Origin of the sequence: Streptomyces cathayae (assembly GCF_029760955.1) — a bacterium.
In the GTDB taxonomy this organism is placed as follows: domain Bacteria; phylum Actinomycetota; class Actinomycetes; order Streptomycetales; family Streptomycetaceae; genus Streptomyces; species Streptomyces cathayae.
Window position 1 is genome coordinate 5606107 of the sequence record NZ_CP121682.1, and the last position, 22122, is coordinate 5628228.

The 22122-nt window shown below is 73.7% G+C and carries 20 protein-coding genes and 1 riboswitch; of the genes, 6 read left to right on the forward strand and 14 right to left on the reverse strand.

All coding sequences use genetic code 11. The features are described from left to right. Positions 1–274: 274 nt before the first annotated feature. Positions 275–2353: a bifunctional glycosyltransferase 87/phosphatase PAP2 family protein gene (locus PYS65_RS25555; protein ID WP_279336275.1), complete on the forward strand. Its 2079-nt coding sequence runs from the start codon at positions 275–277 to the stop codon at positions 2351–2353. A 176-nt stretch (positions 2354–2529) separates the two neighbouring features. Here PYS65_RS25555 and PYS65_RS25560 read toward each other — a convergent pair whose 3' ends face one another. The 7 genes from PYS65_RS25560 to PYS65_RS25590 form a co-directional block, all read right to left on the reverse strand. Beyond that, complete coding sequence (locus PYS65_RS25560; RefSeq protein WP_279336276.1) at positions 2530–2946, reverse strand: aggregation-promoting factor C-terminal-like domain-containing protein; 417 nt, start codon at positions 2944–2946, stop codon at positions 2530–2532. A gap of 359 nt (positions 2947–3305) precedes the next feature. Continuing rightward, positions 3306–4163: an ECF transporter S component gene (locus PYS65_RS25565; protein WP_279336277.1), complete on the reverse strand. Its 858-nt coding sequence runs from the start codon at positions 4161–4163 to the stop codon at positions 3306–3308. Next, entirely contained in the window at positions 4160–5824 is a 1665-nt protein-coding gene (locus PYS65_RS25570; RefSeq protein WP_279336278.1) for an ABC transporter ATP-binding protein, read from the reverse strand. Before PYS65_RS25570 ends, PYS65_RS25565 begins: the two co-directional genes overlap by 4 nt. Continuing rightward, on the reverse strand, positions 5821–6987 hold the full coding sequence (locus PYS65_RS25575) for an energy-coupling factor transporter transmembrane component T (protein WP_387037739.1): 1167 nt from the start codon (positions 6985–6987) through the stop codon (positions 5821–5823). The genes PYS65_RS25570 and PYS65_RS25575 overlap by 4 nt, the downstream gene beginning before the upstream one ends. Further along, complete coding sequence (locus PYS65_RS25580) at positions 6980–7669, reverse strand: SCO2322 family protein (protein ID WP_279336279.1); 690 nt, start codon at positions 7667–7669, stop codon at positions 6980–6982. Before PYS65_RS25580 ends, PYS65_RS25575 begins: the two co-directional genes overlap by 8 nt. After that, positions 7666–8922 carry an SCO2321 family membrane protein gene (locus PYS65_RS25585; RefSeq protein WP_279336281.1) on the reverse strand — a complete coding sequence of 419 codons (1257 nt, stop codon included), beginning with the start codon at positions 8920–8922 and terminating at the stop codon, positions 7666–7668. The genes PYS65_RS25580 and PYS65_RS25585 overlap by 4 nt, the downstream gene beginning before the upstream one ends. Before the next feature lie 123 nt (positions 8923–9045). Continuing rightward, a riboswitch (adenosylcobalamin-variant (AdoCbl-variant) riboswitch) is annotated at positions 9046–9142 on the reverse strand. A 202-nt stretch (positions 9143–9344) separates the two neighbouring features. Then, the gene (locus PYS65_RS25590) at positions 9345–9965 is read right to left on the reverse strand and encodes a TetR family transcriptional regulator (protein ID WP_279338075.1); all 621 of its coding nucleotides are present in this window, start codon (positions 9963–9965) and stop codon (positions 9345–9347) included. A 333-nt stretch (positions 9966–10298) separates the two neighbouring features. Between PYS65_RS25590 and PYS65_RS25595 the strand changes: the two genes are divergently transcribed. The 3 genes from PYS65_RS25595 to PYS65_RS25605 are packed head-to-tail and all read left to right on the forward strand — an operon-like array spanning position 10299 to position 13581. Continuing rightward, a complete protein-coding gene (locus tag PYS65_RS25595; protein WP_279336282.1) occupies positions 10299–11726 on the forward strand; it encodes a glycosyltransferase family 4 protein in 1428 nt (475 codons plus the stop codon). Beyond that, on the forward strand, positions 11720–12508 hold the full coding sequence (locus PYS65_RS25600; RefSeq protein WP_279336283.1) for a class I SAM-dependent methyltransferase: 789 nt from the start codon (positions 11720–11722) through the stop codon (positions 12506–12508). Before PYS65_RS25595 ends, PYS65_RS25600 begins: the two co-directional genes overlap by 7 nt. Beyond that, positions 12505–13581, forward strand: coding sequence for a prenyltransferase/squalene oxidase repeat-containing protein (locus PYS65_RS25605; protein WP_279336284.1), 1077 nt, complete (start codon positions 12505–12507; stop codon positions 13579–13581). Before PYS65_RS25600 ends, PYS65_RS25605 begins: the two co-directional genes overlap by 4 nt. 37 nt (positions 13582–13618) lie before the next feature. Here the strand turns inward: PYS65_RS25605 and PYS65_RS25610 are convergent, their stop codons facing one another. The 5 genes from PYS65_RS25610 to PYS65_RS25630 form a co-directional block, all read right to left on the reverse strand. After that, positions 13619–13744, reverse strand: coding sequence for a hypothetical protein (locus PYS65_RS25610; protein WP_279338172.1), 126 nt, complete (start codon positions 13742–13744; stop codon positions 13619–13621). A 77-nt stretch (positions 13745–13821) separates the two neighbouring features. After that, on the reverse strand, positions 13822–14115 hold the full coding sequence (locus PYS65_RS25615) for a hypothetical protein (protein ID WP_279336285.1): 294 nt from the start codon (positions 14113–14115) through the stop codon (positions 13822–13824). A gap of 132 nt (positions 14116–14247) precedes the next feature. Then, positions 14248–15060: a DUF5336 domain-containing protein gene (locus PYS65_RS25620; RefSeq protein ID WP_279336286.1), complete on the reverse strand. Its 813-nt coding sequence runs from the start codon at positions 15058–15060 to the stop codon at positions 14248–14250. Positions 15061–15217: 157 nt separating this feature from the next. Beyond that, positions 15218–16231, reverse strand: coding sequence for an N-acetylmuramoyl-L-alanine amidase (locus tag PYS65_RS25625; RefSeq protein ID WP_279336287.1), 1014 nt, complete (start codon positions 16229–16231; stop codon positions 15218–15220). A 67-nt stretch (positions 16232–16298) separates the two neighbouring features. After that, the gene (locus PYS65_RS25630) at positions 16299–16961 is read right to left on the reverse strand and encodes a class I SAM-dependent methyltransferase (protein WP_279336288.1); all 663 of its coding nucleotides are present in this window, start codon (positions 16959–16961) and stop codon (positions 16299–16301) included. 214 nt (positions 16962–17175) lie between these two features. Here PYS65_RS25630 and PYS65_RS25635 point away from each other — a divergent pair, with 214 nt between their 5' ends. Both PYS65_RS25635 and PYS65_RS25640 read left to right on the forward strand, forming a co-directional pair. After that, positions 17176–18612, forward strand: coding sequence for an MFS transporter (locus PYS65_RS25635; protein ID WP_279336289.1), 1437 nt, complete (start codon positions 17176–17178; stop codon positions 18610–18612). A 234-nt stretch (positions 18613–18846) separates the two neighbouring features. Further along, positions 18847–19590: a class I SAM-dependent methyltransferase gene (locus PYS65_RS25640; RefSeq protein ID WP_279336290.1), complete on the forward strand. Its 744-nt coding sequence runs from the start codon at positions 18847–18849 to the stop codon at positions 19588–19590. Here the strand turns inward: PYS65_RS25640 and PYS65_RS25645 are convergent. Both PYS65_RS25645 and PYS65_RS25650 read right to left on the reverse strand, forming a co-directional pair. Then, a complete protein-coding gene (locus tag PYS65_RS25645) occupies positions 19534–20121 on the reverse strand; it encodes a response regulator (protein WP_279338076.1) in 588 nt (195 codons plus the stop codon). The two genes, PYS65_RS25640 and PYS65_RS25645, sit on opposite strands and share 57 nt — an antisense overlap. Positions 20122–20628: 507 nt before the next feature. Continuing rightward, on the reverse strand, positions 20629–21930 hold the full coding sequence (locus tag PYS65_RS25650) for a hypothetical protein (protein ID WP_279336291.1): 1302 nt from the start codon (positions 21928–21930) through the stop codon (positions 20629–20631). Positions 21931–22122: the final 192 nt, after the last annotated feature.

Here is a 22122-nt window from a genome sequence, read left to right on the forward strand (position 1 = left end):
GGCTTATCTGGTTTCTCCGTCCGGCCGGTGAGGCCGACGCCACCGACCCTCCCATGTGACCCCTCTCGCGTCCCTGCGGGCAACCCGGCCCCCGGCCGTCCATCGCCTTCCGGACCGAAGCCTGACCGAAGGCGGGACCAAAGCAGGACGGACATCAGGTGAAGCGGGGGTTGCCTGCGTCTCCTTCCGGGGGCGGCGCGAGCCTCATAAGGTTTGCGGAGGTACCCCCACGCGCGGGACGTGCGGGACCAATGGGGCGGGAGGCCGACGAGGCGTGGCGAACGCGGAACACAGGGGGCGACCGGCGGAGACGTTCGGAGCCACGACCGTCGACGGTGCCCGGACACGTCTGCACACGGTGCGCCTCGGACTGTGGCTGCTCGCCGCCGTCCTGGCCGTACGACAGGTCACCGCCGTCCTGACCACCCCGCGCGGGGAGCGGCTCATGGACCTCGAGACCTGGTTCGGGCACGACGGGGTGCTGCGGGTCAGCGGCTCGCTCTACGAGTCGACCCGCTTCACCGGCACCCCCTTCGGCGGGCTCGTCCTCAAACCGCTCAGCAGATCCGCCGAGCAGGCCCTGGGCTGGGGCTGGACCTTCGGCACACTGCTGCTGGTCGTCGCCCTCGGTCTGGTCGCCGTCCGTGCCCTGCCCCACCCGGTCGGCCGGCGCACGGCCCTGCTGGCCGCACCGGTCGCGGTCAGCCTGCTCATGCTGTCGCTGCCCGTGCGCAACACGCTGTGGCTCGGCCAGACCAGCGTCATCCCCGTCCTGCTCGTCCTGCTCGGCTGCTTCGTCGCCCACGGACAGCGGACCGGCGGGGCGCTGATCGGTGTCGCCGCCGCCCTCCAGCCCACCCTGCTGCTCTTCGCCCCGCTGCTGTGGTTCACCGGCCGCCGCCGGGCCGCCGCGGCCTCCGGCGTCGCCTTCGCCGCGGGCACCGCGCTCGCCTGGGCCGCGATGCCGCAGGACGCGTACACCTACTGGGTGCACCACATGGCGGGGGTGGGCCTCGGCGGCCGGGCCGACGACCTCGCCAACCAGTCCCTGCACGGCGCCCTGCTCCGCCTCGGCCTCGAAGGCCCCCTCGAGATCGGGCTCTTCCTGCTGCTCGGCGCGGCCGTCGCGGCGCTCGGCCTGCGCCGCGCCGTCCGCTACGCCCACGACGGCCAGTTGCTGCTCGCGGTCGCGATCACCGGCTGCGCCGCCATCGTCGTCTCCCCGACCGCGTGGCAGCACCAGCTGCTGTGGGTGCTGCTCGCCCTCGTCGGCACCGTCGGCAGACGCGCCGGCGACCGGCTGCTGTGGCCGGTGGCCGTCGTCCTGGTGATGACGCTGCCCGCCCAGATGATCCTGCCGAACCTGGCGGTCCTCCACCCCGTCCGCGACAACGCGGTGCTGCTCACCGCGCTCGCCGCCGCCACGGTGATCCCGTTCCTGTCGCGCACCTCGCCGTACTACGACTCACCCGTCCCGACCCGGTACGCCCCGCCCGTGCCGGCCCGCTGCCGCTACGTCCCGCTGCTGCCGTTCCTGCGCCGGGTCCTGAGCCGCCCCAACCTGCTGCTGGAACTGCTGCTGATCCGGGTCACCTACGCCGCCTACTCCAAGGTGCGGCTCGCGGCGACCGGCGGCAGGGAGCGCGCGGAGGAGCACGCCCAGCAGATCCTCGACCTGGAGCGCGTGCTCCACCTGGACATCGAGCACGCGGTCAACCACGCCGTCGTGGAGATCGGCTGGCTGCGGCACTTCTTCGACTTCTACTACACGTCGTTCCACTTCCTCGTCCCGCTCACGGTCCTCGGCCTGCTGTACTGGCGCCGCCCGGTCGACTACCGCTGGGCCCGCGCGAGCCTGGGCTTCGCCACCCTGCTGGCCCTGCTCGGTTTCTGGCTCTACCCGCTGGCCCCGCCGCGCCTGATGCCGAACCTCGGGATCATCGACACCGTGCACGGCGTCCAGGACTTCTCCCAGCCGGACTACGGCACCCTCACCGCCCTCACCAACCAGTACGCGGCGATGCCGTCCCTGCACTTCGGCTGGTCCCTGTGGTGCGGCGTGGTCATCGCGCTCATCGCCCCGAAGCCGTGGATGAAGGCACTCGGCCTGCTGCACCCCCTGTTCACGGCCGCCGCGATCGTCGCCACCGGTAACCACTGGATCCTGGACGCGGCCGGCGGCGCGCTCGTCGTCGCCGCCGGCTTCGGCCTGACCCACCTCTTCCAGGGCCCCCGCGCCCGCACGACCACGCCCCCGGCACCCGGGCCCGAGGACGCCCCGGCGGTACCGCACCAGGCGGCGAGCCCGGAGCGGTCGGAAAGCCCGGAGCGACCGGAGAAGGAACGCGCCTGACCGGGCCGACGGCCGGGCCGCCCTCCACCATCTCGTCCTCGGCACGCCGACTCTCCCGGCGCTGTCAGGTATCGGCGTGAACACGGCGAAGGCGGCGGCCCCGGGGATCGGGGGGCCGCCGCCTTCGGTATGCGGGGGTGGTGCGGGTGGTGCAGGGGGGGCTGGTGCCGGGTGGGTCAGTACCAGTTGTTGGACTGCCAGAAGTCCCAGGCGGCGCAGGGGCTGCCGTAGCGCTCGTTCATGTAGCTGAGGCCCCACTGGATCTGGGTGGCGGGGTTGGTCTTCCAGTCGGAGCCGGCCGAGGCCATCTTGGTGGCGGGCAGGGCCTGGACCAGGCCGTAGGCGCCGCTGGAGGCGTTGGTGGCGGTGTGGTTCCAGCCGCTCTCGCGCTGGACGATGTTCGAGAAGCACTGGTACTGCGCGGGGTCGCCGACGATCTGCTGCGCGGTCGCCTGGGCCGAGCCCGTGGCCGTGGGGGCCGCCTGCGCGGGGGTGGCGGCGATCAGCGTGCCGCAGGCCGCGGCGGCGAGAGCGGCACCGGCGAGGGCCTTCTTCGGAGTGGCGACGGCGCGGAGGATGGAAGCGGCGGACACGTGGGGCCTTTCTTCGGGTGCAGGGCGGTCGCCGTGGGCCCGGTCCCGGACCACAGGGGGTGCGGGGTGAGGCATGCGTCGGCGCCGCGGCCCGTGGGGGCACGTCGGCGCCTGGCGACTGCTCCACAGAAACAGCTCGAGGGTTCGTCACGCAATGCCCGTGTTTACTAGCCGTGGTCGCATTTCGTGTGCATTGCCGGAATGTGGTCCGCAGGTGTGCGCGCAGGTCGGGGCGGGTGGGGGAGGGGGGGCGGGGGCGGGCCGAGGGCTACGAGGCCGCTTCGTATGTGATCCGGGCCATGTGGGGTGGTTCACCGTGGCGGGCCGTCGTCGTCACCGTGGGCGTGCGGGGCGATTACTCAGGGATGCCCCGTGAAAGTGACCGGCGTCTCGAAAGCGGCCCGGCGGGTGGCGCGGCGCAGGGCGCGGAGGACCGGGGCGCCCAGGGTCAGGGCCAGGACGACGGTGAGCAGGGCCCGGCCCAGGTCCCAGCCGAGGGACGTGGCCAGGCAGTACGCCACGAAGCGGGCCAGGTTGGCGGGGACCGACGCGTCCGGGTCGAAGGAGATGTTCGAGGCGAGGGCGGCCATGAAGGGCCAGCCCGCCATGTTCATCACCGTGCCGTAGGCGAAGGCCGCCAGAAAGCCGTAGGCGGCGAGCATCCACAGCTCCGCGCGGCCCCGGAGGCGGTCCGGGCCCGGGAGCAGGCCCGCGCCCATCGTGAACCAGCCCATCGCCAGCATCTGGAACGGGAGCCACGGGCCGACCCCGCCCGTGAGCAGCGCGGACGCGAACATCGTCACCGAGCCGAGCACGAAGCCGAAGCCGGGGCCGAGGACCCGGCCGCTCAGCACCATCAGGAAGAACATGGGTTCCAGACCGGCCGTCCCCGCGCCGATGGGGCGCAGGGCCGCGCCCGTCGCCGCCAGGACGCCCAGCATCGCGACCGCCTTCGGGCCGAGGCCCGACTCCGAGATCGTCGCCGCCACCACCGCGACCAGCAGCACCAGCAGCCCCGCGAAGAGCCACGGCGCGTCCTGCGCGTGGGCGTTGAGGGTGGAGGCGGGCGGGGCCAGGAAGGGCCAGCCGAAGGCGGCCACGCCCACCGCGCTCACCAGGGCCAGCGCCAGCAGCGACCGCGGTCCCAAGCGGACGGCCCGCACCTGGCGCTGCGCGCCGGTGACGGTGCCGGTGGTCGGGGTGCGTGCGGGGGTCATGACAGGGCCGCCCGTACCTGGGAGACCGTGAGCCACTGCTGCGGGGCCAGGATCTTCGCCACCTGGGGGGCGAAGGACGGGGACGCGACGACCACCTCGGCCGCCGGCCCGTCGGCGATGACCTCGCCCTCGGCGAGCAGGACCACCCGGTGGGCGAGTTCCGCCGCCAGTTCCACGTCGTGCGTGGCCAGGACGATGGCGTGGCCCTCGGCGGCCAGCCCCCGCAGCACGGCGACCAGGCGGGCCTTCGCCGCGTAGTCCAGGCCGCGGGTCGGCTCGTCGAGCAGGAGCAGGGGCGGGCGGGCGGTGAGGACGACGGCCAGGGCGAGGGTGAGGCGCTGGCCCTCGGACAGGTCACGGGGGTGCGTGTCGTCCGCGACCCCGGGGAGCAGCTCCGACAGCAGGGCGCGGCAGGTGCCCGCCTCCGCCTCCGCGTCCCGGTCCGCGGCGGCGCACTCCGCGCCGACCGTGTCCGCGTACAGCAGGTCGCGCGGCTCCTGCGGGACGAGCCCCACCCGGCGGACCAGGTCGCGGGGGCGGAGGCGGTGGGGCACGGCGTCACCGGTGCGGACCGAGCCGGCGGAGGGTTCGACCAGACCGACCAGCGCGCCGAGCAGCGTCGACTTCCCGGCGCCGTTGCGGCCCATCAGGGCGACCGTCTCGCCGGGGGCGACCGTCAGGTCGATGTGGCGCAGGGCCTGGACACGGCCGCGGCGGACGGCGAGGGAGCGGGCTTCCGCCACGGGGGCGGGCGCCGAGGCGTCGGCCCTGGTGCGTGTGAACAGGCGCCGGCCGGAGGGCACGGGAGCCGGAGCCTTCCGTGCGGGCTCCTGCTGCGCCGCGGCCCCGGCCAGCCGCTCCCGCAGCCCGGCCGCCCGACGGCGCGCGTCCCGCACGGTCAGCGGCAGCGGGGACCACTCCGCGAGCCGGCCCAGCGCCACCACCGGCGGGAACACCGGGGAGACGGCCATCACCTCCGCCGGTGTGCCGAGCAGTGGGGGCTCGCCCCGCCCCGGCAGCAGCGCCACCCGGTCGGCGTACTGGATGACGCGTTCCAGCCGGTGCTCGGCCATGAGGACGGTGGTGCCGAGGTCGTGGACCAGGCGCTGGAGGACCGCGAGGACCTCCTCGGCCGCCGCGGGGTCCAGCGCGGACGTCGGTTCGTCCAGGACCAGCACCCGCGGGTGCGGGGTGAGCACCGAGCCGATGGCGACCCGCTGCTGCTGGCCGCCGGAGAGCGTCGAGAGGGGACGCCCGCGCAGGCCGGCCAGGCCCAGCAGGTCCAGGGTCTCCTCGACGCGGCGCCGCATCACCTCCGGAGGCAGACCCAACGACTCCATGCCGTAGGCGAGTTCGTCCTCGACGACGTCCGTCACGAAATGGGACAGCGGGTCCTGGCCCACCGTGCCCACGACGTCGGCGAGTTCGCGCGGCTTGTGGGTGCGGGTGTCGCGGCCGGCCACCGTGACCCTGCCGTGCAGAGTGCCGCCGGTGAAGTGCGGTACGAGGCCGCTGACCGCGCCCAGCACGGTGGACTTGCCGACCCCCGACGGGCCGGCGAGCAGGACGAGTTCACCCTCCGGCACCTCGAAGTCGACGCCCCGCACGGAGGGTTCGGGCAGGCCGTCGTACGTCACGGAGACGTTCTCGAAGCGGATCACGACGGCTCCTTGCCGGTGTCCTCGGGGGCGGGTGTGACGAAGGCGGGGAGCAGGCCGATCAGTACGGCCGCCGCCGGCCACAGGGGGAGCGTGGGCGCGACCAGCGGCACCACACCGGGGTGCAGGGCCGCCGGATCACGCGCGGCGGCGAGCGCCAGCAGCGCCGCGACCGCCGCGCCGGAGCCGGTGACCAGCCAGGCGCGGGCGTCCCAGCGGTCCGGGCGGTAACGGGTGCGCAGGGAACGCCGGCCGCCCAGCCACAGGCCCGCGAGCGCGGCGGCGAGACCGGCCAGGAGCACGGGCAGGCCGTGGACGGCGCCCTCGGCGGTGAGCAGTCCGTACGTTCCGGCGCAGACGCCGAGCAGCCCGCCGAGGGTGAGGGCGGCGGTGGTGCGGCGGATCCCGGCCGGGACCTGCGCGCTGCGGCCGTAACCGCGGGCGTCCATCGCGGCGGCGAGCGCGACCGAACGCTCCAACGCGCCCTCCAGGACCGGCAGTCCGACCTGCAGCAGCCCCCGGACACCCCGGTCGGGACGGCCCCGCAGCCGGCGGGCGGCGCGCAGCCGCTGGACGTCCGCGATCAGGTTCGGCGCGAACGTCAGCGCCACGACGACGGCCACCCCCATCTCGTACAGGGCGCCGGGCAGGGACTTCAGCAGACGGGAGGGGTTGGCGAGGGCGTTCGCGGCACCGACGCAGATGAGCAGCGTGGCCAGTTTCAGGCCGTCGTACAGGGCGAACGTGAGGGCCTCGGCCGTGACCTCGCCGCCCAGGCGGATGCCCTGCGCCCAGTCGGGGAGCGGGACCTCGGGCAGATCGACCAGCACACGCGTGCCGGGTACGGGGGAGCCGAGGACGATCGCGAAGAGCAGGCGGACGGCGAGCACGAGGAGCGCCAGCTTGACGAACGCGCCGTAGGAGCGGGCCCAGGGCGCGTTCGGGCGGCGGGTGGCCACGACGTACGCGGAGACGGTCACGAGGAGGGCGAGCAGCAGCGGGTTGGTGGTACGGGTGGCGGCGACACCGAGGGCCAGGGCCCACAGCCACCAGGCACCGGGATGCAGGGCACTGCCCTGCCGGCGGCGCGAGGCGGGGGCGCCCGGCGGCACCGGACGTCCGGTGCCGGTGCCGGTGCGCCCCCGTGGTCGGGCGCCGCTAGCCACGACGGCGTACCTGCCAGACCGCCGCCGCCCCCAGCAACGCCACCACGGCGATCCCGGCGACCAGACCGAGCGAGGGGCCGCCGTCGCCCTCCGAGGAGGACGAAGACGCCGTCGGCGCCGAGGACTTCGCGCCGTCCTCCCCCTCCGACTTCTCGGGCTTCCCGGGCGCCGGTGCGCTGCCGCCCGACACCTGCTCCCCGCAGCCCTTCTCCGGATAGCCCGCGATCGCGCACAGCAGGGCGTTGCTGTCGTAGCGCAGGGGCTTGGCGACGGAGGCCAGGGCCTCGGCCGTCGTGGCGTCCGAGGGGACCCGGGCGCAGGCGGTGCGGCCGTCCGGCGGGGTCTCGCCGGACGGGGCGTCGGCGGCGATACCGAAGTCGATGACCAGGGCCACCCGCTTCTCACCGTCCTTCGCCGGGGTCTTCGCGCAGATCGCGGCGAAGTCGGCGGCGCCCCGGGGCCGCGTCGCGTCGGCGGAGTCCTCGCTGACGGCGAACCGGAAACCCTGGACGTCGCCGTCGGCGGGACGGGCCGTCGAGGGCCCCTGGGTGGCGTACGTCCACGCGTCGCCGTCCAGGTCCCAGAACGACCAGTACCGGTAGCCGGCGGCCTGCGCCTGGCCCACGCCCGCCAGCAGCGGCAGGAGCGCGGCCAGGAACAGCACGGTGGCCCGGCGGATCACGACTGCTGCTTCCGGCTCCGGCCGCGCAGCAGGAAGACGGCGCCGACAGCGGCGACGAGGCAGACACCGACGATCGAGAGGGTCCACCGGAGGCCGGACCCGGAGTCCGACGCGGCCTTCGCGGCCTTCTCGTCCTGTCCGGCCTTGTCGTCGTTCGCCGTCCGCGAGGACTCCCCGGCGGCCGGCCCGGTCGCCGAGAGCTGCTTCACCAGGTCGGTGCCGCCGAAGGCGCGCGGGTCGGTGCCGGTCGCGTGGGCGGCGAAGATCAGCTGGGCGTAGGCGGCGGGGCCGCTCTGGGCGGCCCAGTCGGCGGCGTTCTCCGCCAGCCAGGCCGCGGACTTCGCGGCCTGCCCGGTGGCGCCCTGCGCGGCGAGCGCGACCACCGCGTCGGCGGTGTTGCCGTAGTCGGGCTGGTCCTCGGAGCCGGGGAGGGCGGAGACGAGGTGGTCGTCCCCGGCGAGTACGCCGGCGAGGTGGGCGGCGCCGTTGGCGGCGGCCTGCTCGGGCGTGTCCGCCTTCTCGCAACCGGCGTCCGCCGACTCGCCCTTGCCGGGTTCGACCACCAGGCCCGCGCCGAGGGAGCCGGCCACGCCCGCCGCCGTGGCGTCGGTATTGGCGACCAGTTCGCCCTTCTTGCCCGGCTGGAAGGCGAACGCGCCCGCGCCGTCACCCTCGTCGTCGCACGGCAGCGCCAGCTTCAGCAGGGCGTCGTAGGGGGACTTGCCGTCCTTGACCGCCTCGGCCGGCTTCTCGCCCGTCGCGGCGAGCGCGCCGATGACCACGGAGGTGGAGTTGGCGTCGCTGTCCCCGCCCGCCATGTAGCCCCAGCCGCCGTCCTCGTTCTGCACGGACTTCAGCCAGTCGACGGCCTTGCCGACGACGGCGTCGTGCCCGCCGAGGGCGGCGAGGGCCTGGACGGCGGCGGCGGTCTGGTTGGTGTCGACCATGGTCGTGGCGTCGCACGCCGTGCCGGTGTCCGCACGGTACGGGGCGAACGAGCCGTCGGCGCACTGCTGCCCCGCCAGCCAGTCGACGGACGACTTCGGCGGCTCGACGCCCACCGTGTGCTGGGCGAGCAGGGCGAGCGACTGCCGCCACACGCCGTCGTACTGCGGATCGCCGTCGCCGTACAGGGCGGCGGGCAGGGGCTGTTGGGACGGTGAGGGGGACGGGGACGAGTCGGCGGCGGCCGGTACGGCGGCACCGATCACGGCGACGGCGGCCAGAACCGCTGCGCTGCTACGGACGTTCATGATCGGCGGATGCCTCTTTCCCACTGGGGAGCCAGGCAGCACGGGACATCCCGGCGGCTCGGCTCCGTAAACCTCGACGGTGCCGCGCCCCGGCGGGCCGCCGGGCGCGTGAGCCGGTCACGAACCGTCCGGGGCGTTCCGGCTCGCCGTCCCGGGGGACGGCTCACGGTTGCGGGTCAGCGCCGGAATTGCACCGGCTTTCCCCCGTACGGGTGATGACGACGCCGTCACTCTACCCGTACGTAAGAAAGTGGTCGGAAGTGGCGTGAACCGAGGCGGCCGAGGTCACGTCGCCATGGACCGGCCCGCCCCGTCGGTCAACCGTTCACGCGCAATCGGTCCATGGACGGCCGAAGGGTGACCGGTCAGGGGAGTGAGAGCGGCACGCGGCGGCTGACGGAAGGGCGTCGAACGTTTCGACTTCACGGCGCTCCATCCTTCGGTGCCGTCCGGTCGATCAGTCGGCACGCCGTCTCGATGTCGATCCTGACCTGGGCGATCGAGGCGCGCCCCGACAGCCAGGTGATCAGGGCCGAGTGCCAGGTGTGCTCGATGACGCGGACCGCGGCGAGCTGGTCCGGTGTGGGCTCCCCGAGGTCCATGGCGTCCAGGATGATCATCGTCGTCCGGCGGGAGACCTGGTCGACCTCCGGGCTCACGCTGCGGTCCGCGAAGGTCAGCGCGCGCACCATCGCGTCGGCCAGCTGCGGCTCGCGCTGGAGCGCGCGGAAGGCCAGCATCAGGGTCCCGGTGACCCGTTCCGCGGCCGTGTCGCCCGCCGGGGGCTTCTTCCGCAGGGTGCGGTGCATGCGCTCCAGCTGGTCCTGCATCGTGGCCACCAGCAGGTGGATCTTGGACGGGAAGTAGCGGTACAGCGTGCCCAGCGCCACCTGTGAGGACTCCGCGACCTCCCGCATCTGCACCGCGTCGAAGCCGCCCCGGCCGGCCAGCCGGGCGCTCGCGTCCAGGATGCGGCGCCTGCGCGCCTCCTGCCGCTCGGTCAGGGGTGAGGTGGGGGAGGCTCCGGTGGCACCGGCGTCCATGAGCGCCGCCTTGTCCGCCTCGCCGGACTTGTCGGTCCTGGAGGTCCTGGCGGTCCTGCCGGCCTTGTTCGGCTTGGGCGGCGTCGCCGCCTCGGCCGCCTTCTCGGTGTGGGCTTCCGTGGGCATGGGCCCCGTTCCGTGACCGTCGGTGAGGGGTGGTGATCGGACAGCATGGCACGCGTCCCGTCGTGGCGTGAATCACCTGATCCACTGCTTCCGGCGTCCCTACCTGCCGGTAGATTCGGAGCCGCGGAACGATCAACTCTGAAACTTGTTCCAGGTTAACGTCCCGACGTAGAGTCGCGGGACCGTGCAGGGAGAAGGGGGCCCAGGGTGACCGCTGAGGCCAGTCAGGCCGGGCCCTCGCGGGGTCCCTCCGCCGCCGCCGACGGCATGCGACCGCTCCGCATCGCACTCCTCACCTACAAGGGGAACCCGTTCTGCGGCGGACAGGGCGTCTACGTACGCCACCTCTCCCGCGAACTCGTCCGCCTCGGGCACCAGGTCGAGGTCATCGGCGCCCAGCCCTACCCCGTCCTCGACGAGGGCCACGACGGACTGAGCCTCACCGAGCTGCCCAGCCTCGACCTCTACCGCCAGCCCGACCCCTTCCGCACCCCGGGCCGCGGCGAGTACCGCGACTGGATCGACGCGCTCGAGGTCGGCACGATGTGGACCGGCGGCTTCCCCGAACCGCTGACCTTCTCCCTGCGGGCCCGCCGCCATCTGCGGGACCGGCGCGGCGACTTCGACGTCGTGCACGACAACCAGACGCTCGGCTACGGCCTGCTCGGCGACCTCGGCGCACCCCTGGTGACCACGATCCACCACCCCATCACCGTCGACCGGCAGCTGGAGCTGGACGCCGCCGGGAGCAGACGGCGCCGCGCCTCGGTGCGCCGCTGGTACGCCTTCACCAGGATGCAGAAGCGGGTGGCCCGCCGGCTGCCCTCCGTGCTCACCGTCTCCGGCACCTCCCGCGACGAGATCGTCGACCACCTGGGCGTACGGCAGGACCGGATCCACGTCGTCCACATCGGCGCCGACACCGACCTGTTCTCGCCGGACGCCTCGGTGCCCGTCGTGCCGGGCCGGATCGTGACCACGTCCAGTGCGGACGTGCCGCTCAAGGGCCTGGTCTTCCTCGTCGAGGCACTGGCGAAGGTCCGCGTCGAGCAGCCCGAGGCCCACCTCGTCGTGGTCGGCAAGCGCCCCGCCAAGGGGCCCGTCGCCGACGCGGTGGAGCGCTACGGGCTCGAGGGCGCCGTCGAGTTCGTCAAGGGCATCTCGGACGCGGAACTGGTCGACCTCGTGCGCTCCGCCCAGGTCGCCTGCGTGCCGTCGCTGTACGAGGGCTTCTCGCTCCCGGCCGCCGAGGCCATGGCCACGGGCACGCCGCTGCTCGCCACGACCGGCGGCGCGATCCCGGAGGTGGCCGGCCGCGACGGTGAGACCTGCCTGGCCGTCCCGCCCGGCGACGCGGGCGCGCTGGCCGCCGGACTGAACCGACTGCTCGGCGACCCCGAACTGCGCGCGCGGCTCGGCGCGGCCGGCCGGGAGCGGGTGCTGCGGCACTTCACCTGGGCCCGCGCGGCCGAGGGCACGGTGGCCCGTTACCGCGAGGCGATGGCCGGCGCGGGGACCGCAGAGGCCGCGGCGACCGCGGGCGCCGGTCCTGTCGTCGCCGGTCCCGTGGCGGCCCCGGCGCTCGTCGTAGAAGAACCCGTCACCTCCCACCGCGAAAGCAGGGCCACGTGCTGACCGTCGACTTCTCCCGGTTCCCGCTCGCCCCGGGCGACCGTGTCCTGGACCTCGGGTGCGGAGCCGGCCGGCACGCGTTCGAGTGCTACCGGCGCGGGGCGCGGGTCGTGGCACTGGACCAGAACGGCGAGGAGATCCGCGAGGTCGCCAAGTGGTTCGCGGCGATGAAGGAGGCCGGGGAGGTGCCCGCCGGGGCCACCGCCACGGCGATGGAGGGCGACGCCCTCGCGCTGCCCTTCCCCGACGCGTCCTTCGACGTCGTGATCATCTCCGAGGTGATGGAGCACATCCCCGACGACAAGGGCGTCCTCGCCGAGATGGTCCGCGTGCTCAGGCCCGGCGGCCGCATCGCGGTCACCGTCCCGCGCTACGGGCCCGAGAAGGTGTGCTGGACCCTGTCCGACGCCTACCACGAGGTCGAGGGCGGCCACATCCGCATCTACAAGGCCGACGAACTGCTGGCCAGGATGCGCGAGGCCGGCCTGCGCCCCTACGGCACCCACCACGCGCACGCGCTGCACTCGCCGTACTGGTGGCTGAAGTGCGCCTTCGGCGTGGACAACGACAAGGCGCTGCCGGTGCGGGCGTACCACAAGCTGCTGGTCTGGGACATCATGAAGAAGCCGCTGGCGACCCGCATCGCGGAGCGGACCCTGAACCCGGTGATGGGCAAGAGCTTCGTGGCGTACGCGACCAAACCGCATCTGCCGCGCACCGAGGCCGGGTCAGGCGCCGATGCCGACACGGGGGCGGGCACCGAGACCGTGGCGGCGGCCAAGTGACCACTTCCCGGACAGAACACCTCGTCCTGCCCGGGGTCCTCACCGCCGGGCAGGCCGCCGCGACCGTCGCGGGCATCCTCGCCGTGCAGCGTGAGGACGGGGCGATCCCGTGGTTCCGCGGACACCACCTCGACCCGTGGGACCACGTCGAGGCCGCCATGGCGCTGGACGCCGCGGGCGCCCACGAGGCCGCCGAGCGGGCCTACCTGTGGCTGGCCAGGCACCAGTTGGCGGACGGCTCCTGGTACGCGGCGTACGCCGACGGCGACCCGCTCGACGTCACCGACCGGGGCCGGGAGACCAACTTCGTCGCCTACATCGCCGTCGGCGTCTGGCACCACTACCTCTCCACCGGCGACGACACCTTCCTGGACCGCCTGTGGCCCACCGTGTACGCGGCGGTGGAGTACGTGCTGAAACTGCAGCAGCCCGGCGGGCAGATCGGCTGGCGGCGCGACGACGACGGCACGCCCACCACCGACGCGCTGCTCACCGGCTGCTCCTCCGTCCACCACGCGCTGCGCTGTGCGCTGGCCATCGCCGAGCAGCGGGAAGAGCCGCAGCCGGACTGGGAGTTGGCGGCGGGCGCGCTCCGGCACGCGATCCGGCACCACCCGGAGCGGTTCCTCGACAAGAACCGCTACTCGATGGACTGGTACTACCCCGTACTGGGCGGCGCCCTCACCGACACGGAGGCCAAGGCCCGGATCGCGGAGGGCTGGGACCGTTTCGTCGTCCCCGGACTCGGGGTGCGCTGCGTGATCCCCAACCCGTGGGTGACCGGCGGGGAGTCGGCCGAACTCGCCCTGGCCCTGTGGGCGACGGGCGAGTCCGACTGGGCGCTGGAGATCCTCCAGTCCATCCAGCACCTGCGCGATCCGGAGAGCGGCCTGTACTGGACGGGGTACGTCTTCGACGACGAGGCGGTCTGGCCGGTCGAGCTGACCACCTGGACGGCCGGCTCGCTGTTGCTGGCCGTCGCCGCGCTCGGCGGCCACGAGGCCACCTGCGCGGTGTTCGGCGGCGACCGCCTCCCCCGAGGCCTCGACCCGGACTGCTGCGCTCTGGTCTGAGAGGCTCAAGCGCGGAGAAGGGGCCGGGGAGGTCCGGTCAGCGCCGGTGGAGGCGGTCGGCGATGGCGTGGCCGATGAACAGGTGGACGACCGCGGCCGGTCCGTATCCGGCGCCCACCCGCGCCCACTCCGCGTCGAACGTGCTGTGTTCTCCGGGGGACACCCCCAGACCCCCCGGTCACGCGACCGGCCGCTCGGGCGGTGGCCGGGTCGTGGGTCGGAGGGGCGTGGGGGTGTGGATCAGCGCCGGTGGAGGCGGTCGGCGATGGCGTGGCCGATGAACAGGTAGACGACCGCGGCCAGTCCGTATCCGGCGACCACCCGCGCCCACTCCGCGTCGAACGTGAACAGGTCACGCGACCAGCCGGCCAGCCAGGAGGCCGCGTCATGGACGAACTGCACCAGGTCGTTGGCCCGGTTGGCGTCCAACAGGTACATCAGAATCCACAGTCCGAGAATGACGGCCATGATGTCCGCGATCACCGCGACGACCGTCCCCGCGGAAGTGGAACCCGTGCGATTTCGAGGGGACATGATGTCCGTCTGGCCCCGGAATCCCGATGCAAACCCGGACGACGGTCAACACCGGGAATTCCGCGGGAATTCAGCTGCACGACAACGGCCCCCCGCCCGGCAGGGCGAGGGGCCGTACGGCATGGAGCGGGGTCAGCCGCGCTGGATGCCGGAGGTGTCCTGGAGCACGCCGCGGCGGCCGTCCTGCGTCTGGGCGACGAGGGCCGCTCCGCGCTGTTCGACGGCCAGGTACCAGGTACCGGGGGCCAGTTCGGCGATCGGCGTCTGCGAACCGTCCTCCGGGAACAGCGGCCGGGGCACCGGGACGGCGAACCAGAACGGCGAGAAGTCGGCGACGGGCGGCGCGGCCGGCTGGCCGGGCTGCTGACCGCCGAACGACTGACCGGGCTGGCCGGACTGCGGCGGGCCGCCGAAACCGGCCTGCTGCGCACCCGGGTAGCCGTAACCGGCGGGCGGCTGGGCGCCATAGGGCTGCGGGGCGGCGGGACGGGGCGCCGGAATGAGGGCACCCTTGAGGGCGGGGACCAGGGGGGTGGCGACGGCGGCCGCGGCCAGGAGCAGAGCGGCGATCAGGCCGAGGATCAGGCCTGCGCCGGCTTCGGGCTCCCTGCCGCCGAGACCGGAGAGGACATCATCGAACGCCCCAAACGGGTCGATGATCGTCCAGAAAGACGTCCACGCGGCGAAGATCGTCAGAGCCACGCCGAACTGACCCAGGTCAAGACCGGCGACCTTCGGCGGCTGGGGTAGCACACGGGCCATGACGATGAGAGCGGCACCGGCGATGCCGGCGATGTACAGGCTCATCACCAGACCCAGGTTGTCCCAGGCATTGGGGATGTCGCCTTCGTCGCCGCCGAACGTGTCGAGGAACGACGCGATGAACAGCAATACCGCTGCTCCGATCACCACGCCGTCGCCTCGAGTGAGGGAGCGGATATTCACTTCAGGTCCTTCTGGGTCGTCTCGTCGTCGGTAGAGGCGTCGCTGTCACCACCTCGCCCTCGGGGCCCGGTGTGAAGCGCGGGGGTGACCCCTCATCGTGGGAACGACACTATCGTCCGCACGATCGGGCTGTCCGCCTGGATCAGCGCGCCGATCCCTACCCGCGCAGGAAACTCACGATTCCCTCAGAGATTCCCTGCGCCGCTTTCTGCCGCCAGGCACCGCTGGTCAGAAGTGCCGCGTCCTTGCTATCGCGCATGTTGCCGCACTCGACGAACACCTTGGGAACCGTTGACAGATTGAGACCGCCCAAGTCCTTACGCGTGACGAGACCGGTGCCGTCGCCCACGTAATTGGAGGGCGCGTTGCCGGTGACGCGTACGAAGTTGCCCGCGATGCGTTCACCGAGTTCACGGGAGGGGCCGACGATCGCCCGGGTGTCCGCAGCGCCGGAGTGCACGGAGCCGGGGAGGATCACATGGAAGCCGCGGTTCCCGACGCCCGAACCGTCCGCGTGGATCGACACGACGGCATCGGCCTTCGCCTTGTTGCCGATCTCGGCCCGCTCGTCGATGCACGGCCCGAACGGCCGGTCGGCGTCCTGGGTCAGCTTCACCGCGGCGCCCTGCTCCTCGAGGAGTGCACGCATCCGGTGGGCGACGTCCAGGGTGAACTTCGCCTCGGCGTAACCGGCGTTCGTGGACGTGCCGGTGGTGTCGCACTCCTTGGAGTTCGTCCCGATGTCCACCTGGCGGTTGATCTCGGCGGTGTGCCGGAAGTTGCCCGGATTGTGCCCGGGGTCGATGACGACGACCTTCCCCTTGAGCGGCCCGGACCCGGCGGGCGCGGACGAGGAGGCGCGATCGGAGGGGGAGCCGGAAGTGGCGGAGCCGCCCGGCTTCCCGCCGTCCGGGTCGCCGGACTCGCCCGACGCCGAGCCGCCGGCGGAGGACGGCGCACGCGACGAAGCCGACGCCGAGGACCCCGCGGACCCCGACGCCCCCGCGGCAGCGCTCCCGCCGCCCTTGTCGTCCCCCGAACCGCCCACGATCGCGTAGACGGCCCACCCGAGCAACGCCCCCGGCACGAGCGCGGCCAGCGCCACGGTCAGGAGCCTGCTCCGGGAGCGGCGGGCGGGGGGCGGTTCGAAGCCGGGTCCGGTGTACGACACCCGGCCACCCTAGCGGCCGCCGCGCACCGCCATCGTTCCCCTGGGGCGGCCTTTGAGCCTCCGCGCCTCAGATCCCGTGCCCGGTACGGCGCAGGACGCGCAGCGAGCCCGTGGCCGAGACCTCCGTGAAGGCGCCGGATGCCAGGGCGCGGAGGTGGACGCGGTGGGGGGCCTGACCGGTGAACTCGTCGACCGGGTCGGGAAAGACGTCGTGGATGACGAGCAGGCCGCCCTCGGCGACGTGCGGGGCCCAGCCCTCGTAGTCGGCCGTGGCGTGTTCGTCGGTGTGGCCGCCGTCGACGAAGACCAGGGCGAGGGGGGAGTTCCACAGGGCCGCGATCACCGGGGAGCGGCCGACCAGGGCGACCACGTGGTCCTCCAGGCCCGCCCGGTGGAGCGTGCGGCGGAAGGTGGGGAGGGTGTCCATCACCCCCAGCTCGGGATCGACCGTCTCCGGGTCGTGGTACTCCCAGCCCGGCTGCTGCTCCTCGCTGCCCCGGTGGTGGTCCACGGTGAGCGCGGTGACCCCGGCCGCGCGGGCGGCATCGGCGAGCAGGATCGTGGAGCGGCCGCAGTAGGCGCCGACCTCCAGCAGGGGCAGACCCAGCCGTCCCGCCTCGGCCGCCGCCGCGTACAGGGCCAGGCCCTCGTCCGCGGGCATGAAGCCCTTCGCCGCCTCGAACGCGGCCAGGATCTCGGGCTGGGGTGCCGGGGGGTTCGGCGTCGGCATCGGTTCCGGCGTCCTCTCGGTGGTACGCGTCCGGTCGTACGCGTCTGATGGTGCGCGTCCGGGGTCGTACGTGTCTGGGGTGCCCATGCTGCCGTACCCGTCGGGGACGGCCCGACGGGGGCCCCTGCCGCCGTCCCCGGGACGGCTTAGGTCGGAAGGACCAGGACCCGCCCCGGCGAATTCCCGATGCAAGGGGTGCTCGCCGGTTGAGACCATGACGTCCATGCTCGAAGTCCCGGACACCACCGTCACCCGCACACCCCGTCGCAGCACGCCTCCTCCATGGCTGGCGGTGGCGCTCGCGTGTGCCGGGCAGTTCCTCGTCGTGCTCGACATCTCTGTGGTCAACGTCGCGCTGCCGTCGATGCGGGCCGGCCTCGGGCTCAGCGGGCAGGGCCTGCAGTGGGTGGTGAACGCGTACGCCATCGCCTTCGCCGGTTTCATGCTGCTCGGCGGACGCGCCGGTGACCTCTACGGACGCAAGCGGATGTTCCTCCTCGGCCTCGGCCTGTTCACGCTGGCCTCACTGGTCGGCGGGCTGGCCCAGGACGGCTGGCAGCTGCTGCTGGCGCGGGCGGTGCAGGGGCTCGGGGCGGCCGTCCTGGCGCCCTCCACCCTGACCATCGTCACCTCGGCGGTCTCCGAGGGCGCCGCCCGCGCCCGCGCCATCGCGACCTGGACCGCCGTCGGGGCGGGCGGTGGCGCGGCCGGCGGCTTCGTCGGCGGGGCGCTCACGGACACGCTGTCCTGGCGGTGGGTCCTGCTGATCAACGTGCCGATCGGGGTGGTGCTGCTGGCCGGAGCCGCCTGGTGGCTGGCGGAGGGCCGGGCCGGGGACGGACGGCGGCTCGACCTGCCCGGCGCGCTGCTCGTGACGGCCGGCCTCGGCACCCTCGCCTACGGCATCTCCCAGACCGAGGCCGAGGGCTGGACGGCGACGCCCACCCTGGTACCGCTGCTCGCCGGACTCGCCCTCATCGCGCTGTTCCTCCTCGTCGAGGCGCGGGCCAAGGCCCCGCTGATGCCGCTGGGGCTGTTCCGGGTGCGCTCGGTGTCGTCGGCGAACGCGGCGATGTTCCTGAGCGGCGCCGCGATGTTCTCCATGTGGTTCTTCATGACCCTCTACGCGCAGAACGTCCTCGGCTACACCCCGCTCGCGGCCGGGTTCGCCCTGGTGCCGAGCTCGCTCGCCGTGGTCGTCGGTTCCAAGGTCGCGCCCCGGCTGATGCGGCTGGCCGGGGCGCGCGCCGTGGCCGTGCTCGGCACCTTCGTCGCGATGACCGGCTTCGCCTGGCAGTCGACCATGACGGCCGACGGGACGTATCTGACGGCGATCATGTTCCCCGGCATCCTGATGATGCTGGGCGGGGGGCTCGCCGGGACCCCGCTCGCCGCGCTCGCGACCTCCGGCGCGGCCCCCGAGGAGGCCGGCCTGGTCTCCGGACTGATCAACACCTCGCGCACGATGGGCGGCTCGCTCGGTCTGGCGGTCCTGTCGACGATCGCGGCGACCCGTATGGGAGGCAGCACCACCCCGGAGGCCCTGACCGAGGGGTACGCCCTGTCGTTCCGCACGGGGGCGGTGGTGCTGGCCGCCGGCATGGTGCTGATGTGGCTCTGGCTGCCCCGGAGAGCCACGGCGGCGCGCTGAGGGAGCGGCGGGGGAGAGAAAGTGGGCGTCGGGCCGGTCGGAGAGGCGCCGTGACGGCCCGCGGCGGGGGCCGGCACGGGTGTTCCTCCCTGCCCCGAACGGCCCCCTCGGCGCCGGTCGCACCGGCCCCTCCCAGGGGCCGCCGGAGCCTTCGCCGAAGCCCCAACAAGCCCTGCTGACCTGGGACTTCACGCTTCCTGGGGATACGGTCGCCGTATATGGAAGGGGGCCCGGATGGACCGGAGCACACGCACCGTGGACGACGTACTCGACCTGCTGGACGGCCTGTTCGCACCGGAGGCCGACCGGTGGACTCGGCAGGGCGCCGACTGGTGGGACGGCTTCTACGCCGACCGCTCCCGGCCGGTGCCGTTCTTCGTGGCGAAGCCGGACGAGAACCTGGTGTCGTACGTCGAGCGGGGCCTGCTCACCGGGGGCCGGGCGCTGGACGTGGGCTGCGGCCCCGGCCGCAACGCGCTGTATCTGGCCGCGCACGGCTTCGAGGTCGACGCGGTCGACCTCTCCCCGGCCGCCGTCGGCTGGGCACGGGAACGGGCCCGCGAGACGGGTGCGCGCGGCGTCCGGTTCCACCGCGGCGACGCCTTCGCCCTCACCCGTGACGGCGGGGAACTCGCCGGGCCGTATGACCTGGTGTACGACTCCGGCTGCTTCCACCACCTGCCCCCGCACCGCCGGATCAGCTACCTCGCGCTGCTCGACCGGGTCCTCGCCCCGGGCGGCCGGTTCGCGCTCTCCTGCTTCGCGGCGGGCGCGATGGGCTCGGAGCTGTCCGACGCGGAGTTCTACCGGGGGCAGGGCGGCCTCCGGGGCGGGCTCGCCTACACGGACGAGTCGCTGCGCCGGATCTTCGCGGACCTGACCGGGATCGAACTGCGCCGCATGCGGAAGGAGCCGGAGGACTCACCGCTCTTCGGGGAGGACTTCCTCTGGACGGCACTGTTCCAGCGGAACGCATGACGGCAGCACCGGGGCGGAGCCGTGGGCCGTGAGCGGTGGCGGCGAAACGCTGTCAGGGGAGTCGGTGGAGTCGACGGTGGCGGTGGTGGCGGCCGCCGCCACGGCGGCGAGGGCGGGATCGATCACCGTCTCCCCGGCCAGCACCCGGTGGATCGCGGAGGCCAGCTCCCGCACCGACCCGTCCTTGACGAGGAAACCGGCGGCCCCCGCCGCCATGGCCCGCCGCAGCCGGTCGGGCCCGCCTGCCGTGGCGAGGATCAGCACCCGGCAGTCGGGCACCTGGTCGCGCAGTGCGGCGGCGATGTCCAGACCACCCGGGCCGTTCGGACCGGGCGACCCGAGGTCGAGGAGGGCGACGTCGGGGCGGTGGGTGAGCGCCGTGTCCACGACCGAGCCCCCCGCCGCCACCTGGGCCACGACCTGGATGCCCTGCTCCATCCGGAGCAGTAAGGCGAGCGCCCCGTGCCTCGTACCGGGATCCTCCGCGAGCAGGACCCGGACGGAGGTGGCGGGCCGGTGGTCCCGGGGCATCTCGTTCACGGACGAAGCGTAGGACGAACGGGCGGAATGCGCCGCTTCACGCCCCCACGTCTTCGGCCGAACGCGTTCCAGAACCGGGAGATCCCATCTGGGGGGCATCCCCGCCACCGACATCACTGTCGAACACCTCTGAACCGGCCCACGGCCGAGGGGACCTGCCGGACGTGGAACGGCCCCGCCCGTCGTGCGACGGGCGGGGCCGGTTGCCGATCCATCTGGAACCTGACATGCCGTCAGGCAGCCTGTCCCGACTGCTCGTTCTCCCCTGCGGGCCTGCGGTGACGGCCCCGGGGGGCCACCGTGGAGTCCTGCTGGGAAACCGGTCCGCGGTGCCTGCCCCGTCCGGCAGTGGTCTGCCCGCCGTCGGCGGTCTGCGGCTGGTTCGTGCTGGCATCGTTCATTGGAAGGAACTCACCCCGTAAAACTGATCTTTCCTGCAACCGGGTGAGTCTAACCGGCGGGCCACGGTGCGTATCCAGGCGACCACGCCGACCGCCGCTACTTCGTTACAAGCGATGCCAGAGGCGCCTGTTGCAGGGGGACGGGGCGGGGCGCGGGGACGGTCGTCCGCATCGCGGGGCCGACCGCGGGCGCGGGCGCCGGGGGCTCCGTCTCCGACGGGGCGTGCGGGTCGTTCTCCCCACGCCGCGGCTCCGGGACCGGCGGGTACAGCAGGGCCACCGCGCACGGCACCGCCGGTGTGGCGCAGGGCAGCCGCAGCACCCCGTCCGCCGTCCACAGCCCGGTTCCGGCCAACCACCCCTCGGGCGCCGGAAGGTGGCGCATCTGCCGCAGGCCCGGCCGCCACACCCCGACCCAGCTGCCGAGCGCGCCGTCCACGCCGTCCGTGCTGTCCGCGCTGTTGATGCGCAGCGCCACCGCACAGCTCTCCGGCGCCAGCACCTGGCCGGGCTGGATCGCGAACGGCGTGACCGTGCAGTCCGGCAGCCGCAGGCACTCCGGGAAGCGCACCGGCAGCGTGCTGCCCAGCACCCCCCAGCCCAACCGGGCCCGGCCGGGTGAGGGCGCGTCCGAGCGGATCAGCAGCAGCCCGCTGTCCGGGTCGGCGAGCAGGACCCGGTCGTCGCTCTCCGGGGCGAGCTGCAACAGGGGCGACACCTCGCCCCCGCGGCCCAGGTCCACCACGACCGACTTGGTGCGCCCGCCGGTCTCCCGGTCCAGGGCCAGCATCCGGCCGGTGCGGTCCAGCCACACCCCGCCCGAGCAGCGGCCCGGGATCTCGGCCACGCGTTCGGGCCCGGAGGCGCCGCCCGCCACCAGCCACAGGGCCGTCGACCGCGGGCCCACCGCCACGGCGTACGCCCGCCGCCCGCACGGGGCGGGCGGCAGCAGCCGCAACCGGGTCCCCTCGTCCGGGCACGCGATCGCGCCGAGCGACAGCTCGCCGGTCCCGGGGCCGGCCGGGTACAGGAGGGAGAAGGCGTGCTTCTCGTAGCGCCTCCCGCCGTGCGGCCCGTCCGCAGGCCGGTGGACGAGGACCCGCCCGTCGCCCAGGGGCTGCACCTCGGCCCCGGGCTCCTCGGGCCGGCCGCCGGGCAGCGGTACCGCGTAGGGCTCGGGGCCGTCCAGGGTCCAGCGCTCCGGGACCAGGGAGCCGTCGACGGGGGCGAGGCGCGCGGCGTAGGAACCGTCGGCGGTGAGGACGCAGCCCGGCGCGGGTCTCCCGTCCCCGTGTTCCGTACCGCCCTCGCCCTCTCCCTCCGTACGGGACCCGTGCTCCGTGTCCGCGTGCCCGGTGTCCGAGTGGCCCGTCGAAGGCTCGATCGCACACATCGTCATCGTTCGGTCACCTCCGGCGACGAACGTAGTTTTCGTACGCGCGGGCGGAGGACCCGTCGGCCCCCGCTTCACACATAAGGGTGTTCCAGGAACGATTCACCTGAGGAAACGACGGCTTATGTGCTCGCCGGTATCGGGTCCGTTCCAGGTGCCCGCACCGGTACTACGGCGCCAAAGGGGCAGGTAGCCTTG